The sequence below is a fragment of the Nonomuraea sp. bgisy101 genome, assembly GCF_057708945.1.
In genome coordinates this window covers 217588-234049 of sequence record NZ_JBYITD010000006.1, presented here as the reverse complement: position 1 = coordinate 234049, position 16462 = coordinate 217588, and the positions used below count along the sequence as shown (strand labels likewise).

Sequence of the window (16462 nt, the reverse complement as noted above, 5' to 3'; positions counted from 1 at the left end):
CGTGTCCGCCCTGCGCCCGCTGCCCGCCCCCAAGCCGCCCACGGGGTACGGCAGGCTGCCGATCGGACGCTGGTTCCTGTTCGCCGGCGTGGTCGGCCTGCTCGTCCTCCTGGCGGGCGCGGCGGTGACCATGGGCACGCTGAGCCAGCTGTCCGACGCGCGTCGCACGGTGATCGAGGTCGTCGACCCCGCGACGCTGGCCACGCTCGACCTGTCGGTCGCGCTGTCGGCCCAGGAGGGGGCGGCCAGAAGCTTCGGCCTGACCACCGACCCCCAGTACGTCGCCGTCTACCGGCAGGCCCGTGCCGACGAGGACGAGGCCGTCCGCCGCATCAACCGCCTCGTGCCAGGGCCCAGACTCGACGCCATCACGAAGGCGGCCGCCGCGTGGCGCGCGCAGTACGGCGAGCCCGTCATCGAAGGCACGCCGCTCACCAGGGAGAACGCCGGCGTCAACAGCGTCAGGTTCGGGGAGGTGCGCGCTGCGATCAGCGCCCAGCGCACCTACCTGGAGAACCTCCACGCCACCAGCAGCGCCCGGCTGAACGACAGGGCCAGGAGCTCCACGTTCGCGTTCGGCGTGCTGGCCGCCGTCCTCGTGGCCCTGCTCGTGCTGATCGGCTTCATCGTCAGGCACGTGGTGCTGCGTCCCGTCGCCGACCTCACCGCCCAGGTCCGCGCGGTCGCCCACGGCGACTTCGAGCATCCGCTGCGCATCGACAGGCCCGCCGAGCTGGCGGAACTGGCGGGCCACATCGACGCGATGCGCCGCAGGATCCTGGCCCAGTGGCGGCGGTCGGACGAGCAGGCCGAGGAGCTCAGGCGCTCCAACGGCGAGCTCGAGCAGTTCGCCTACGTCGCCAGCCACGACCTGCAGGAGCCGCTGCGCAAGGTGGCCAGCTTCACCCAGATGCTGGAGCAGCGGTACGGCGACCAGCTCGACGACAGGGCCAAGCAGTACATCGCCTTCGCCGTCGACGGCGCCAAGCGGATGCAGCTGCTCATCAACGACCTGCTGGACTTCTCCAGGGTCGGCAGGATCGGCGGCGAGAAGGTGCCGCTCGACGCCGGCCTGCCGATGGCCGACGCCGTCGCCAACCTCGCCACCCAGATCGAGGAGACGGGCGCCGAGGTGACCTGCGGCCCGCTGCCCGAGGTGACGGGCAACAGGAGCCAGCTCGCCCAGCTGTTCCAGAACCTCGTCGGCAACGCCGTCAAGTTCAGGGGCGACGAGCCGCCCGTCGTCCGCGTCGAGGCCCGCAGGGACGCCGAGGGCATGTGGGAGTTCTCCTGCGCCGACAACGGGATCGGGATCGAGGACAAGTACGCCGAGCGGATCTTCCTGATCTTCCAGAGGCTCCACACCCGCGACCGCTATCCCGGAACCGGCATCGGACTGGCGCTGTGCAAGAAGATCGTGGAGTATCACGGGGGCCGGATCTGGCTGGACAACCACGAAGGGCAGGGCCGCGGCACGACCGTGCGGTGGACCCTTCCGGGCAGGAGCGACCCATGAACGTGCTACTGGTCGAGGACGACCCTGGCGACGTCCTCCTGACCAGGGAGGCGTTCGAGCTCAACCAGGTGCGCAACAGCCTGTACGTCGTCAACGACGGCGAGCAGGCCATGGCCTTCCTGCGCAGACAGGGCGAGTACACGGCCATGCCCAGGCCCGACATGATGCTGCTCGACCTCAACCTGCCCCGCAAGGACGGCAGGGAGGTGCTCTCCGACGTCAAGGGCGACCCCGACCTGCGCAGCATCCCGATCGTGGTCCTCACCACCTCCGAGGCGGAGGAGGACATCCTGCACAGCTACCGCCTCCACGCCAACGCCTACGTGACCAAGCCGGTGGATCTTCACCAGTTCATCAGGGTCGTCAGGCAGATCGACGACTTCTTCGTCAGTGTGGTTAAACTTCCCCGCAGCGGGCAGGGGTGACGGGAATCACAGCCGGGCATCCAAAAAGTGAGTGATGCTTCTCACACAACCCGATGCCATCGTCGTAACGTATCCCCCACCAATGCGCGAGAGGCGAGTGATTCCACCACCCTCGTAGCACCCATTCCGCGGGAGGTGGAGAGATCCGCGATGACCCAGACGACCTCTGAACCCCAGGTCAGGAGAGAGCGCGCCAGGATCACGGTGCGCACGTTGCGCAGTGATCGGTGGTGGCTCGCGCCACTGCTGACCTTCTTGGGGCTGATGTCCTTTCTTGTCTACGGTGTGTGGGCGATCATCGACGGCAGTTACTTCGTCGACCCCTACATCGCACCGTTCTCGTCCCCGTGCCTGGCGACCTCGTGTCCGGAGGGAGCCCGCTTCCTCGGGTTCGCGCCGTTCGGGGACTGGTACACCCTGCCGCCAGGCCTGCTGATCCTCGGCCTGCCCGGCGGGTTCCGGTTCACCTGCTACTACTACCGCAAGTCCTACTACCGCTCGTTCTGGCTGTCGCCTCCGGCCTGCGCCGTCCAGGAGCCGCACGGCAAGTACACGGGCGAGGGCCGCTTCCCGCTGATCCTGCAGAACGTCCACCGCTACTTCTTCTACGCGGCGATCGTGATCGGCCTCATCCTCGCCTACGACGCGGTGCTCGCACTGGTCCACAAGCCGCTCGGGCTCGGCACCTGGATCCTGATCGCCAACGCGATCCTGATCAACCTGTACACGCTGTCGTGCCACTCCTGCAGGCACATCACCGCGGGACGGCTCAACCACTTCTCGCGCCACCCGCTGCGCTACAAGGCCTGGACGTTCGTCTCCAAGCTCAACGCCAAGCACCAGCCGCTGGCGTGGGCATCGATGTTCTCGGTGATGGGCGCGGACCTCTACGTCCGCCTCGTGGCCAAGGGCATCATCAACTTCCCGTACGCATAAGGACCCGGAACACGTGGGATCTCAAGTGGAAATCGAGCGTCACGAATACGACGTCGTCGTCATCGGCGCCGGCGGCGCGGGACTTCGGGCCGCCATCGAGGCCCGTCAGCAGGGCAAGCGCACCGCGATCGTGTGCAAGTCGCTGTTCGGCAAGGCCCACACGGTCATGGCCGAGGGCGGCGCGGCGGCGGCCATGGGCAACGTCAACCCTGACGACAACTGGATGGTGCACTTTCGCGACACCATGCGCGGCGGCAAGTTCCTGAACAACTGGCGCATGGCCGAGCTGCACGCGAAAGAGGCTCCCGACCGGGTGTGGGAGCTGGAGGCGTGGGGCGCGCTGTTCGACCGTACGAAGGACGGGAAGATCAGCCAGCGCAACTTCGGCGGCCACGAGTACCCGCGTCTCGCGCACGTGGGCGACCGTACCGGGCTGGAGCTGATCCGCACCCTGCAGCAGCGCGTCGTCGCCCTGCAGCAGGAGGACTACGAGAACCACGGCGACTACGAGGCCTACATCAAGGTGTTCGCCGAGTGCACGGTCACCCGCCTGCTGAAGGACGGCGACTCCATCGCGGGCGCGTTCGGGTACTGGCGCGAGACCGGCAACTTCGTGCTCTTCGACGCCCCCGCGGTGGTGCTCGCCACCGGCGGCATCGGCAAGTCGTACGTCGTGACCTCCAACTCCTGGGAGTACACCGGCGACGGCCACGCCCTGGCCCTGCTGGCCGGCGCGAAGCTCATCAACATGGAGTTCATCCAGTTCCACCCGACCGGCATGGTGTGGCCGCCGTCCGTGCGCGGCATCCTGGTCACCGAGTCGGTCCGCGGCGACGGCGGCGTGCTGCGCAACTCCCTCGGCGAGCGGTTCATGTTCAACTACATCCCCGAGGTGTTCAAGGACAAGTACGCCACCACCGAGGAGGAGGGCGACCGCTGGTACACCGACCAGGCCAACAACCGCCGCCCGCCGGAGCTGCTGCCGCGTGACGAGGTGGCCCGCGCGATCAACTCCGAGGTGAAGGCCGGACGCGGATCGCCCCAGGGCGGCGTCTTCCTCGACGTCTCCACCCGGCTGCCCGCCGCCGAGATCATCAAGCGGCTTCCGTCGATGCACCACCAGTTCAAGGAACTGGCCGACGTCGACATCACCGCCGAGCCGATGCAGGTGGGCCCGACCTGCCACTACATCATGGGTGGCGTCGAGGTCGACGCGGACACCGGCGCCGCCGACGTCCCAGGGCTGTTCGCCGCGGGCGAGGTCTCGGGCGGCATGCACGGCTCCAACAGGCTCGGCGGCAACTCGCTGTCCGACCTGCTGGTGTTCGGCAGGCGCGCGGGCGCGGGAGCCTCCGCCTACGTCGACTCCCTGCCCGCGCGGCCGGCCGTGTCGCAGGACAGTGTCGACAGCGCGCGAGCCGAGGCGCTCGCCCCGCTCGAGCGCTCGGGCGAGAACCCCTACGAAGTCCACCACGAGCTCCAGCGGACCATGAACGACCTGGTCGGCATCATCCGCAAGGCCAGCGAGGTCTCCGAGGCGCTGGAGGTCGTGGAGAAGCTGAAGGAGCGCGTGCACCTCGTCGGCGCGGCCGGCGGCCGGATCTACAACCCCGGCTGGCACCTCGCGCTCGACCTGCGCAACATGCTGCTGGTCTCCGAGTGCGTGGCCAAGGCCGCGCTGCTGCGCCAGGAGAGCAGGGGCGGCCACACCCGCGACGACTTCCCCGGCATGAACCCCGAGTGGCGGCGCAAGCTGCTGGTCTGCGCCGCCGCTCCCGACGGCTCGGCCGTCACCGTCGAGGAGAAGCAACAGCTCCCGATGCGTGACGACCTGCTGGCCCTGTTCGAGCCGGCCGAGCTGAAGAAGTACCTCACCGACGAAGAGTTGGACGGGATCGAATGAGTTACAAGGCGAAGTTCCGCGTCTGGCGCGGTGAGGGCGGCGAGGGCAAGCTCGAGGACTTCACCGTCGAGGTCAACGAGGGCGAGGTCGTCCTCGACATCATTCACCGCCTCCAGGCGACGCAGGCGCCCGACCTGGCCGTGCGGTGGAACTGCAAGGCCGGCAAGTGCGGCTCCTGCTCCATGGAGATCAACGGCAAGCCGAAGCTCGGCTGCATGACCCGCATGTCCACCTTCGCGGAGGACGAGACGATCACGGTCACGCCGATGCGCACCTTCCCCGTCATCAAGGACCTGGTGTGCGACGTGTCGTTCAACTACCAGAAGGCCAGGGAGGTGCAGTCCTTCACGCCGCCGGCCGACGTGCGTCCGGGCGAGTACCGGATGAAGCAGGTGGACGTCGAGCGCTCGCAGGAGTTCCGCAAGTGCATCGAGTGCTTCATGTGCAACAACGTCTGCCACGTGATCCGCGACCACGAGGAGAACAAGCCGGCCTTCTCGGGGCCGAGGTTCCTCATGCGGATCGCCGAGCTGGACATGCACCCGTACGACGTGGCCGACCGCAAGGAGGCCGCGCAGAAGGAGCACGGGCTCGGCTACTGCAACATCACCAAGTGCTGCACCGAGGTCTGCCCCGAGCACATCAAGATCACTGACAACGCGCTGATCCCGATGAAGGAGCGCGTCGTCGACCGCAAGTACGACCCGCTGGTCTGGCTCGGCAGCAAGATCTTCAAGCGCCAGAGCTGACCCCGAAGGGCCGCCCGCGATCCCCGGGCGGCCCTTCGTCTCGTTCTCGACTCGCGGCCCGCACTGGGGCCGCTCCCCCTGCCGCCGCGGGCGTCCAGGTCCGTCGGCGCGGTCATCCGCCGCGGGTGACCCATCCGGTACGGCTGCGCCGGGTCACGCGCCGACCGCCGTCGTGGGCGCGCGCCTGTCCCCGTGCGCCTCTCCGGCAGGACTTCGCTCCCCGCCGCCACGGCGACCCATCAGACGCTCACCGGGGCCCGCGGAGCGCGGCCCGGGGCGTCAGAACTCGCGGCGGTCGCGGTCCTCGCTCAACGGGAGGATCATCGTGCCGTCCTCCACCGGGGCCGCGTCGTCGAACTTCCACGGCTCGGCGTCGCCCGCCTCCTGGGCCGAGGACGCGAGGGCGGCGCCGTGCCCGGGGTGGTGCGGGTCGTCGTAGGGGGCGTCCCCACCCGGCGGGATGTCGCCGAGCGGCGGCTGGTCCGGCGGTACCAGCGGCTCGAACAGGTCGCGGTACTGCGTCTGTCCCGACATCACGTCGGGTGGCAGCGGGTCGTCCCCTGCCACCTGGAACTCGCGCGGCTGGAAGGCGTTGAACTCGCCGGGCGGCTGGTCCTGGCTCTCCACGTACTCGGGCTGGACGTACTCCGGCTGGGTGTACTCCGGCTGGGTGTACTCCGGCTCCGTGTACTCCGGGTACGTCTGCTCAGGCTGCGGGTAGCCGGGCTGGGCGTAGGCGGGGTAGTCGGCCGGCGGGCCGTACATCGAGGGGTCCTGAGGGAAGGGCTGCTGGTAGACGGGCGCGTACTGCGCGGGCCCACCGGGGTAGGTCTGCACCGGCACGAAGCTGATGATCGGCGCGTAGGCGGGGACCGGGCCCGCGAAGCCGGGCCCTGCCGGGTACCCGTACGGCTCGGGAACGGGCTCGCCGCGGTGCCGTCCCACCGGCCCCTGCGGCCCCGCCCTGCGGACGGCGGCGGCGTGGGCCAGCCTGCGCAGTCGTCCCTCGAAGATGAGCACTGCGAACAGGGCGAGCAGCACCAGCACCAGCGCGGGGATGCCGAGCTTGCGGCTGAGCTGGGTCTGGTCGTACTCGGGCGCGGCGTTCCGCACCACCAGCTCCTCCGAGTCGGAGACGGCGGTGGACGGCTCCGCGGAGGGCCCGGTGGACGTCTGCGACGGCGTCTCCTGCACCGCGGGGAAGGAGAACGTGGGGGCGGGCTCGGAGACCTCGGCCGAGGTCTGCGGCACGCTGACGTCGGCCGACGGCACCACCGGCGGCGGCTGCACGGGCGGCGCCTGCGTCGTCGGCTTGTCCGTCGTCGGATCCGGCGCCTTCGTGGTCTTGGTGGCCTTCGGCGTCACCGTGGTCGTCACCGTCGTGACGGGGTCGGTGGGCGTCGGAGTCGGCGTCGGGAGCGTGCTCGTGATCGTGACCGTGGTGACGACCTCGGTCGGCTCGCAGCTCTCACCCGCGTCGCACGGCGGGATCACGTCGCCGGGATCCCTCGCCGCCACGGACGCGCTCGCGACCTGGCCGATGAACGGGACCGCCGTGAGCACCACGCCGCCGCTGATGCCTAGGGAGAGCAGAAGGGCGGACACGGCCGTCAGTCGCCTGGGTGCCAACGCTGCCCTCCGCGTATTCCCGAAACCTTGGTCAACAAGAATACTAGAGCGGTAAATGTAAGTGCAAAGTCCGATTTACTACATCAGTCGGGATTTCCGGCTGACGCGGATTCGTTGCGCTCTCGCCACGCCCCACAGTCCGCCGAGCAGTACGAGGAGCCCGCCGGCCAGGACCGGCAGGCCGTTCAGGCCCTCGGTGAGATCCGTCCTGCTCGCGGCCTGCGCTTTCTTGGGAGGGACCGCGAGCTCGCGCGGCAGCGGTACTCCGAGAACCGGCGGGTAGGTGCTCGAGGCGGGCTGTTCGGGGGCGACCTGCGGCAGCCGCACCTTCGCATCACCCGGCACCGCCTGGGACTGCCCCGCGCCCGTCAGCGTCGCATCCGTCATCGGCATCGCCTGCCCTCCCAAGGCAGGGGCCTGTACTCCGGTAGCGGGAGACTGAACCCCCGACACGGGACCCCGGGCCTGCGTCGAACCGGCCCGCCCCTTGGTCGAGCCTGCCTGCGTCTTGGTCGCACCCGCCTGGGCCTTGGCCGCACCCGCCTTGGCCGCACCCGCCTGGGCCTTGGCCGCGCCTGTCTGCGTCTTGGCCGCACCCGCCTTGGCCTTGGCCGCCGGAGTCCGGGCCTTGGCCGAGGAAGCCTGAGCCCCGGTCGGAGCCTGAGCGCCGGTCGCGGGAACCTGAATCCCTGACGCGGAAGCCTGCGCCCGAGTCGCGGGCATCTGGCCGCGGGTCGTGGGCAGCTGGCCACGGGTCATGGGAACCTGGCCGCCGGTCGCGGGAAGCTGCATGCCCGCCGCCGGAGGCCGCACGCCCGTCACCGGAATCTGTGCACCCCTCACCGGAGACTGCATGCCCGTCAGCGGAGACTGCGCACCCCTCGCCGAGGGCTGGGCGCCTCTCACCCGAGGCCGCGCACCCGGCCGGACGCGCGGCCGGGCACCTTGCTTGGCACCGGTGGCAGCGACCTGCCCTCCGGCGGCGGGAGGCCGTATGCCCGTCGCGGGCCGCTGCCCGGTGGTCGCGGGAGGCCGTATGCCCGTCGCGGGCTGCTGGACACCCTGCGCGGGCTGCTGGGTTCCCGCCAACGTCTGCTGCCCGGTCATCGTGGGCGCCTGCTGGGGCAGACCCTTGGCGTTGCTCTCCGCGAGCTGCCCGATCCCTGCGACGGCTCGGGGTTCGTCCGCGCGCGGCGCCGTCACCTGGGCGGGCGCGGCGGGCGGGCGCCCTGTGCCCGCACCGGACACTCCGGTCGAGGGCTGCAGCATCGGGCGCGGCTCGGCGGAGATGGGTGAGGGATACTTCGCCGGGCGCGGCTCGGCGAAGCCGCCCATGGGATGGTTCACCGGGCGGGGCTCAGCGAACCCTCCCGCGGGGAGGTTCACCGGGTGCGGCTCGGCGAACCAGGGAGAGGGGTGGGGGCCGACGGGAGCCCTTGCCGTGGTGCTGAGCAGTTCCGAGTCGCCGGCCTCGCCTCCTCCCGTGTGAGCCACCGCCGCCAGCACGACTTCCTGCGTCCCGTCAGGGACGGTGAGCTCGACGTCGAACGCCCGCTCCCCCTGGACGTCTCCCAGCGCGCACACCTTCGCGCCGGACACGCCCTCCACGGAATCCGCCGCCGATCCGTCGCCGGCCCCGGCGACCGCCGCCTGCGGGCCGTCGAACCCGTCGGCGCCCGCCGCCGGTGCACCGTGGCTCCGCCCTGCGTCCATCGCCCACGCGCCATCGCCTGCCATCGGCGCGTGGTGACTCTCCGTGACATCCGTCACCCGCGTGCGGTGGGTTCCGTTCATGTCCGGGGCCAGTGCGCGGACGGACGGGTCAGAACCCGCCGGCCATACGGCCTCGCCCTCGGCACGGGCCTGTGTCGTGGTGCATTCCACCCCGGACAGCGCATGCGGCGGATGGGCGGCGACCGCCACGCTGGCGTCGCGCGCGTCCCCCTTCAGGGCCACCCTGAAGCGGAGGACGTCGCCCGTCCTCAACCACTGGCCCCAGTCGGGATCACCGACACGGTCCACGCTGAGCGCGATCGTCCCCTCGTGAGATGCCCCATCAGGAACAACCTCGGATGCCGAGGCCTCAACCGCTGTCATCGTGGCCGTGGTAGCCAAGATCAGCGCCCCTGATCCGACAGCCGATGTGATCTGGGCGCGATGCCACCAACCCACTGCGCTTCTCCGCTTCCCCCGATACGGGATGCGCCAACAACACACTGCGTAGTGGTTATGTCACTCAGCGGAGAGGATTAATCCTCTCGCAGCAGATTCTCCACAGCCTTGACCACCGGAAGATCCGCCGTCAGCCACGGGACGTCGTAGAACTCCTCCAACGCCAGCCAGCGCAGCGCCAGGTGCTCCTTGGCCTCGGGCGTTCCCGAGGCCAGCGACGCCAGCCATACCCGCATCACGTAGTCGTCGCCGAGGGGCCAGTCGCCGCCCACGCGCTCCCCGATCTCGACGATCACGCCGAGCTCCTCGTGGCACTCCCTGACCAGCGCGTCGATGTCGCTCTCCCCTGCGTCGACCTTGCCTCCGGGGAACTCCCATCCGCCCGCCAGCTCGGGGGGTTCGGCCCGCTGCGCCGCCAGCAACCTGCCGTTGGCGATGATCGCCGCCCCCACCACCAGAACCGCCATCGCATCTCCTCGCCTTCGAGCCCCCCAACCTTACGCACCCATCCGCGCGGCGTCCCAGGAGACGGCGAACCAACGGTTCGTGAAGGATTCACGACGGCCCCGCGACAACCACCCCGCGTCCGGACCCGGCTACAGCGACGACCTGAGCTTGGCCAGTTGGTCCTTGACCGTGGTGTTCTCCAGCGGCCTGGTGAATCCGACGATGGTGTCCCTGCCCCGATAGCTGGTCACCTTGATCGGGCCGCACAGCCGGCAGCGTGCCTCGATCATCTTCCCCTTGGACACCACCATCCCGACATGTCCGGGATTGTCGGGCCCGGTGCCGGGCCCCGCGTTGAAGAAGACCAGGTCGCCCGGCTGCTCCTGCCCGTCGGGCACCTTAACCCCGAACGGCCACTGTCCGAACGTCGTCCGGGGAATCGTCAGCCCCACGCTCCGGTAGGCCATGTAGATGATGCCCGAGCAGTCGAACGCGTCAGGCCCGGTGCCGCCCCACAGGTACGGCTTGCCCCGCTGGTCGAGCGCGTAGGCGAGGATGCGCCCCACGACGTCGCTCGGCGCCGCCTGGATGACCGGGTCGTCGCACGAGGCGTCCGCCTGCGGAGGCACCCTGACCTGGCCGTCGGCCGCGTACTTGCGCGCGATCTCCTCGACCTGGTCGACGTACCACCACGCCCTGTTGTAGACGAACAGCGACCGCCGCACGTTCTCCGGCGCCCCGTTGCGCTTGAGCATCTTCGCCGCGCCCAGGATGGCGTCGGCGGGGTTGTAGATGTCGGCCCATCCGTCGTCGTCGCCGTCCGAGGCGTACCCGTTGAACTTCGACGGGATCGGGATGCGCTTGGCGCCGCCCCATGTGCTCACGAGGAACTGCATCGGCCCCGCGGCACCCGCGTAGTTGGTCCCGCTCTGCACGCCTGGCAGCGTCGAGCGTCCGTGGTCCGTCTCGCGCTTCCCCACGGCGGCCAGGATCGTCCACTGGACGCCGATCTTCTTGCCGAACTTCTGATAGAGCGCCAGATATTCGGCGGGGATGTCTGCGGTCGCCCCCTCCGAGGCCTGTTCGTCCTGCTGGGTGACCTCCTCGCAGTCGGGCAGGTCGCCGCCGCCGAGGAAGGAGGGGAAGCCGGTCATCAGCATCGGGGACATGATCAGCGTCACCAGTACGAGCCCGGCGAGGCCGAGCGCCCCGACGATCTTCGTGCGGGAGGAGAGCTTCACCCGGTGCTGTCTCCATCCTGCCCCTGGTCGGCGGGCTGCAGGTCGAAGACCCGCCAGTCGGAGCCCATCTGCTGCACGGTCACCGCGTAGTCCTCGTCGCGTCTGGTCGGCCCGCTCTTGGCGGACACCTCCCTGGTGCCGGTGACGACGAAGACGATCGAGGTCCTGTCGACCTGCCTGATCTCCTTGACCTTCGCGGTCGCCTGCGAGACCACCTCGTCCGTCCTGTTCGCCTCGACGGTGCCCGGCGAGGTGACGGTGCGCGTCAGCACCTCGGCCAGGTCGGCCGTGGTGAACACCTTCAGCCTGCCGGCGTAGGCGGCGGGCTCCTCGTCGTAGCGGAAGGTGCCGTAGGCGGCGGCGAAGCGCACCGCGAGGTCCGCCGCCGCGGCCAGCTCCTGCTTGGTCATCGGCAGGTAGGAGTAGATGTCGAAGGGCGCGTCGCTCGCCGTGGCCAGCGGGGTGGCGACGGCGGGCGACCCCGATCCCGTACGGCCCGCCGCCTCCTGACCGGCGGCGGGCACGGGAGCCTCCGAGTCCGGCCACATCGTCACGAAGAGCCCGACCGCCGCCAGCACGAGCACGATCGCGGCGAAGGCCAGTCCTCTCCTGTCACCCGGCTGTGCCATCGTCAGTCCTTGTCGGGGCTACTGGGCCGCAGCCAGAACGGCACCGGCGGCTCGTCACTCCTGCCCTCGCCCTTACGGCTGGGCAGCCACAGCGGCGGCGGCTCCGACGACCGGGCCTGCGGCACGTCGGCCGGGCGACCGCCACCGGACGAGCCGCCGGACCCACGCGAGCCCGACGAGCCCGACGAGCCGGAGGAACCGCGCGAGCCCGATGAGCCGCGAGAGGGGGACGAGCCCGATCCGCCGCCGAACAGGCCACCGGACGAGCGGGTGCCGCGGCCCGCGCGCGAGCCGCCCGCCGTACCGCTGGATCCGCCGCCGCCTCTGGAGGCCCAGCCGCCGCCCGACCTGCCGCCGAACCAGCCCGAGCCGCGGGACCCGCCGGAGCCCGAGCCACCCGAGCCGCCGGTCCTGGGCCCGGCGGAGGCGGACCCGCCCGAGGACGCGGCCGTGGGGGCGCCCGACGGGGTGGGGCCGCCCGTGCCGGTGCGCGCCGGCCGCGTGGGACGGCCGCCCGGGCTGAGGTTGAGCGGGGGCGCGGCACCTGTGCGCTGCGCGGGAGCAGGTCTGGCGCCCTGCTTCCCCTCGGCGTCGGTGGCGAGCGGCGCGGGCACCCTGGTGCCGGACGACGCGTTCGCCGCGGCCCCCTCCTCGCCCCTGACCCTGCCCTGCGCGACCGCGGCGCCCACGGCGGCCGTGGCCCCCGCGGTGCCGCCCGCGGCGGCCGCCTGGATCATGGGCTCGGCCTTGCGCAGGCCCCAGCGCCCCGCCTTGGTGACGGCGACAGGCGGCAGCGTGTTCGCCGCGCGTTCCAGGATCGGCGAGGACGCGGCCTCGCCGAGCATCCTGGTGGTGAGCGTGTGACCGTTCATCGAGGCGAACAGGTGCTGGAACGGCCGCCGGTAGAAGAACACGGCGATCGTCAGCAGCGCCATGAACAGGATCTGCATGCCCCACGGCAGCGCGGTGGAGATGATCAGCGCGTAGCCGTACACCAGCACGCCGAGCACCAGCGCGAGCACGGCCTGTCTGAGCAGCATGCCGACCAGCATCTCGACCCAGCGCATCGCGATGATCCGGCCGCTGCCCGGATGGACGCCGATGAGCAGGAAGACCGGCCCCATGATCAGCAACAGCAGGAAGCCGACCTTGAGCATCAGCAGCGAGACCGCCACCAGGAAGATCAGCAGCCCGGCGATGAGGGCGGCCAGCAGCGCGCCGATGGCGATGCCGAGCCTGCCGCTCCAGTCCTTGCCCTGGAACAGGAAGTAGATGGGTGTCGTGCGCAGCTTCTCGGCGATCTCGGCGTAGGCGGCCTGATGGGCGTTGCTGTTGGGCGTCTGGCCGCCCTGCTCGTCCTTGTCGATCGCCTGGATGTCGAGGAGCTTGGCGCCGAAGTCGCGGATGACGGGCGCGTTGGGGTCGGAGGTGCCGAACTGGCCGACCAGCCAGGGCTTGCAGACCAGCGTGGACCACAGCGCGTCGGCGTTCTGGTCGACGCCCGGCACGCCGGTCCTGGCGTAGCCGCCGTCGGCCGGCTTCTCGCCCGTGGAGCCCTTGGTGGGCAGGCAGGAGGTGCCGCCCGCGCCCGGCAGCCCGGAGAACGCCTGGTTGACGACCTCGGTGGTCTTGTCCGTGACGATCTTTCCGAGCCCGGTGAAGTCGCCGGGACGGCTGAAGAACCACACGGCGACGGTGACCGCGAGGACCATCCAGACGACGGCCTCCGTGGTGACCGACGCCCTGCGCCTGAACAGGCCGTACCAGGCCAGCCAGATGGCGGCCAGGATGATGATCGGCTGCAGGAACGGCCAGTACATGGCGGCCGCGAGGTTCTCGACGATGTCGTCGACGACGTCCTTGATGGACTGCAGCGGGCCCTCGGTGGCCGCGGCCTGGTAGGTGGTGATCGTCAACCGGTCGACGGCCTTGGCCCAGTCGAAGATCATGTTCGCCCACGAGTTGCCGAGCATGGCGGCCACGTCGCTGCACCCGAGGTCGTCGGTGTGCCAGAACTGGCCGGTCATGCCGTAGCGGGCGTAGTTGGTGGTCGCCTGCGGCGCCGCCGTCCCGTCGGGCGGCGGGGCTTGCAGCAGGCCGTCGACACCGCTGCCGACGAGCTGCGGGGCGAGGTCGGGTGAAAGGTCACAGAACGGAGCGGCGGCGGCCGCCGTGCCCGAGGGCAGGGCGAGCGGCAGCGCGAGGATGCCGAGCAGCAGCACCAGCGCCAACGTCAGCCGCCGACGTAGTCGGCCCTTCATGAACGTACCTCCTGCGCTCCTGTCACTCCCCCGCGATTATGATCATGCACGTTCTCCCCGGGTTTGTCGTGCGTCGGGTTCGTGTCGAGCCACCGCAGCAGTTCCTCGGAGATCAGGTCTACGCCGATGCGGCCCGCTCTGCCATCGAGATCACGGAAAATGCATTCGCCGTTGCCGAGAGATCGCAGAACGGCCTTGTGCTCCTCCGAGGCCTCCACGCCGAGCAAGGCCATGACGTGGTCGACCTCCACCCGTTCGGTGGAGCGGAAGGCGAAGACCGAGGAGAGACAGTTGGTGACCTGCTCGTTGAGGAGGTCTCCCGCGTTCTGCGAGACCAGGACGAGCGCGGTGTTGCGGGAGCGGCCCATCCGGCTGACCTCGGGCACCAGCTTGGCGCCCTCGGGCGTGGAGGTGATCGCCCACGCCTCGTCGAGGAAGATGGCCTTGGGGGCGCGCCTGTCGAGGCCGTTCATCAGCCTGCGGGCGAACTGCGAGACGAGGTAGAGCAGCGCGACCGACAGCCGCTGCTCGTAGGAGTAGTCGTCCCGCGTCGTCGTGGCGTCGGGCAGGGTGAGTCCGCCGAGCGTGAAGACGGTCGTCCAACCCTCGGAGTCGATCTGGTCGCCGCCCGACGCGTCGAAGCACAACCTGGCCAGGTGCATCTCCGACATCGAGCGCAGCACCGCGCCGAGGTTCTTCGACGCGGCGTCGTCGGCCTGCTCCAGGAAGTCGACGACCTTCCCGAGCGAGGGGTCGGGCGCGTTGGAGACGGCCGCCACCGCCTGGATCATCGCCGACTCGCGCTCCTCCGACATGCGCGGCAGCAGCAGCCTCAGCGTCTCGGTGGCCATGGTCTTCTTCGCCGCGATGTCGTCGCCGAAGGAGAACGGGTCGAGCAGCCCCGGCGCCGCCGACCCCAGCGGGATGATCCGCGCCTTGCGCTCGCGCTTCTGCAGCAGCCGTACCAGCGACTCGGCGTCGCCCTTGGGGTCGATCACCGCGACCGTGACCCCGCGCAGCGCCATCTGGTAGATCATCAGCAGCGCCAGCGTCGTCTTGCCGCCGCCCGGCTCGCCCGTGACCGCGATGGCGGTCGGCCTGTTGCGCGAGGCCGCCACCAGCGGGTCGAAGTGCACGATGCTGCGGGCGCGGCCCACGGTCTCCCCGATGTAGGGACCGTGCCAGCCCGCGTCCGTCTCGATCCTGTCGCCCAGGTCCACCGTCGCCGTCGCCATGCCGCCGGCGATCGTGCGCAGCGGCTGGCGCTGGGCGTAGGCGTTGACGGTCACCTTCTCACCCGGCAGCGCCTCGCAGAACAACGAGAACTGGTCGCCGGTCGAATTGACGATGTCGATGCCCATGTCGCGGTAGTGCTCGATGACCGCCTCGACCCGCTGCAGGCAGATCTCCTCGGTCGGGGCGCTCACGATCAGCCGGTGCCAGCCGTACACGAAGGGAAGCCGTTCCTTCGTGATGCCGTGCTCCAGCATGCGCGCCGCGTCGATCTGCTCGGCGAGCGCGATCGGCGCCTCCGCGCCGGCCTCCCGGATGTGGATGTCCATGTCGCGGGCGTGGGCGAGCTTGCGGGCGACGTCCTTGGACGCCTTGACCGGCGGGATCAGCCGCATCCTGCTGGAGACCTCCACGGGGAAGGGCAGCTGGTCGGCGAAGTGCATCCACGGCTCGCCGTCAGGGAAGGGCATCAGGTCGGGGAACCGGGCGAAGGACAGGTGCGCCACATAGGAGTCACCCTGCGGCTGCACGATGCGCAGGAACGACCTGCCGTTGTGGATCTGCCCTTCGACGAGCGACTCGATCTCTCCCCTGCCCCAGCGCCGCTTCGGGCTGGCACTGGCCGGCGGGTCGCCGAGCGAGGCCGTCGCCGCGTGCCTGAACAGCCACGCCACCTCACTCGACGTGGCGTGGCGGGCGTAGAGGGCGCTGGAGGCCAGCGCCCTGCCGAGCCGTTCGGCGTGCTCGGTCCACCTGGTGATCTCGCCGTCGGGCACGTGATCGTCATCGAGCCCGAGCGCCTTCTCGCTGCGCTGGTAGAACCCGAACAGCTGTGACAGCACGCCGGTGCCGAGCTGGCGGCCGCGCGGGCCGAGCCGTACGCCGAGGTAGACCTCCTTGGACCAGAAGTCCTTCGCCCAGACGTGCCGGTACATCTCCTCCAGGTAGTCGCGCCAGCCCGGCCCCTCGTCGGAGGTGGCGTTCAGCGCCATCGCCCATTCGGCCGCGGGGTAGGTGCGGTGCGCGACCCTGAGGTGCACCTCGGCGTCCGGCATGCGGATGGCCGCCAGCGCGATCGTGATGTTGGTGGCGAGCGCCTCACGCTCCTCCGGCGTGACGAACTCGTAGCTGACGGTCGGCAACCTGAAGTAGGCCCACGCGGAGCCCTCGGTGAGCAGGATGCGGTCGTCGAAGTATCGGACCGCCAGGCGCTGATGCGCCCGCGTCGCCCTGCTCATGCCGCCCCCTCAGCGCATGAGCCTCGCCGGTCGGCGAGAAGACTGCTCTCCAGACCGCCATACCTCCGTCGTGCCGGTCGCCC

Annotated in this window: 12 protein-coding genes; 5 read left to right on the top strand and 7 right to left on the bottom strand. The window is 70.3% G+C overall.

Annotated features, from left to right (window positions below; translation table 11 throughout):
* Position 1: 1 nt before the first annotated feature.
* From AC3EO4_RS13885 to AC3EO4_RS13865, 5 genes are all read left to right on the top strand, one after another.
* The gene (locus AC3EO4_RS13885; RefSeq protein ID WP_379583149.1) at positions 2–1516 is read left to right on the top strand and encodes a sensor histidine kinase; all 1515 of its coding nucleotides are present in this window, start codon (positions 2–4) and stop codon (positions 1514–1516) included.
* Positions 1513–1941, top strand: coding sequence for a response regulator (locus tag AC3EO4_RS13880; protein WP_379583147.1), 429 nt, complete (start codon positions 1513–1515; stop codon positions 1939–1941). The genes AC3EO4_RS13885 and AC3EO4_RS13880 overlap by 4 nt, the downstream gene beginning before the upstream one ends.
* A 150-nt stretch (positions 1942–2091) precedes the next feature.
* A complete protein-coding gene (locus tag AC3EO4_RS13875; RefSeq protein ID WP_379583145.1) occupies positions 2092–2877 on the top strand; it encodes a hypothetical protein in 786 nt (261 codons plus the stop codon).
* A 25-nt stretch (positions 2878–2902) separates the two neighbouring features.
* Entirely contained in the window at positions 2903–4780 is a 1878-nt protein-coding gene (locus AC3EO4_RS13870; protein ID WP_379583143.1) for a fumarate reductase/succinate dehydrogenase flavoprotein subunit, read from the top strand.
* Entirely contained in the window at positions 4777–5529 is a 753-nt protein-coding gene (locus AC3EO4_RS13865) for a succinate dehydrogenase/fumarate reductase iron-sulfur subunit (protein ID WP_431895792.1), read from the top strand. The genes AC3EO4_RS13870 and AC3EO4_RS13865 overlap by 4 nt, the downstream gene beginning before the upstream one ends.
* Before the next feature lie 279 nt (positions 5530–5808).
* On the opposite strand, the gene AC3EO4_RS13860 is transcribed toward AC3EO4_RS13865, so the two are convergent.
* From AC3EO4_RS13860 to AC3EO4_RS13830, 7 genes are all read right to left on the bottom strand, one after another.
* Positions 5809–7134 carry a hypothetical protein gene (locus tag AC3EO4_RS13860; protein WP_431895790.1) on the bottom strand — a complete coding sequence of 442 codons (1326 nt, stop codon included), beginning with the start codon at positions 7132–7134 and terminating at the stop codon, positions 5809–5811.
* Positions 7135–7236: 102 nt separating this feature from the next.
* Complete coding sequence (locus AC3EO4_RS13855; RefSeq protein ID WP_431895788.1) at positions 7237–9180, bottom strand: hypothetical protein; 1944 nt, start codon at positions 9178–9180, stop codon at positions 7237–7239.
* A 227-nt stretch (positions 9181–9407) separates the two neighbouring features.
* Positions 9408–9797, bottom strand: a complete 390-nt coding sequence (locus AC3EO4_RS13850) for a (deoxy)nucleoside triphosphate pyrophosphohydrolase (RefSeq protein WP_379583135.1) — start codon at positions 9795–9797, stop codon at positions 9408–9410.
* Positions 9798–9926: 129 nt separating this feature from the next.
* Positions 9927–11018, bottom strand: coding sequence for a C40 family peptidase (locus AC3EO4_RS13845; RefSeq protein WP_379583133.1), 1092 nt, complete (start codon positions 11016–11018; stop codon positions 9927–9929).
* Positions 11015–11647, bottom strand: coding sequence for a hypothetical protein (locus tag AC3EO4_RS13840; protein ID WP_431895786.1), 633 nt, complete (start codon positions 11645–11647; stop codon positions 11015–11017). The genes AC3EO4_RS13845 and AC3EO4_RS13840 overlap by 4 nt, the downstream gene beginning before the upstream one ends.
* A 2-nt stretch (positions 11648–11649) precedes the next feature.
* Positions 11650–13908 (bottom strand): type IV secretion system protein, encoded by a 2259-nt coding sequence (locus tag AC3EO4_RS13835; protein WP_431895784.1) that lies wholly within the window; start codon positions 13906–13908, stop codon positions 11650–11652.
* Positions 13905–16379, bottom strand: a complete 2475-nt coding sequence (locus AC3EO4_RS13830; RefSeq protein ID WP_379583127.1) for an ATP-binding protein — start codon at positions 16377–16379, stop codon at positions 13905–13907. The genes AC3EO4_RS13835 and AC3EO4_RS13830 overlap by 4 nt, the downstream gene beginning before the upstream one ends.
* Positions 16380–16462: the final 83 nt, after the last annotated feature.

Excerpts from the sequence above, each read along its gene's own strand:
- AC3EO4_RS13880 (WP_379583147.1), top strand. The coding sequence starts at position 1,513 with ATGAACGTGCTACTGGTCGAGGACGACCCTGGCGACGTCCTCCTGACC.
- AC3EO4_RS13875 (WP_379583145.1), top strand. The coding sequence starts at position 2,092 with ATGACCCAGACGACCTCTGAACCCCAGGTCAGGAGAGAGCGCGCCAGG.
- AC3EO4_RS13865 (WP_431895792.1), top strand. The coding sequence starts at position 4,777 with ATGAGTTACAAGGCGAAGTTCCGCGTCTGGCGCGGTGAGGGCGGCGAG.
- AC3EO4_RS13850 (WP_379583135.1), bottom strand. The coding sequence starts at position 9,797 with ATGGCGGTTCTGGTGGTGGGGGCGGCGATCATCGCCAACGGCAGGTTG.
- AC3EO4_RS13840 (WP_431895786.1), bottom strand. The coding sequence starts at position 11,647 with ATGGCACAGCCGGGTGACAGGAGAGGACTGGCCTTCGCCGCGATCGTG.
- AC3EO4_RS13835 (WP_431895784.1), bottom strand. The coding sequence starts at position 13,908 with ATGAAGGGCCGACTACGTCGGCGGCTGACGTTGGCGCTGGTGCTGCTG.
- AC3EO4_RS13830 (WP_379583127.1), bottom strand. The coding sequence starts at position 16,379 with ATGAGCAGGGCGACGCGGGCGCATCAGCGCCTGGCGGTCCGATACTTC.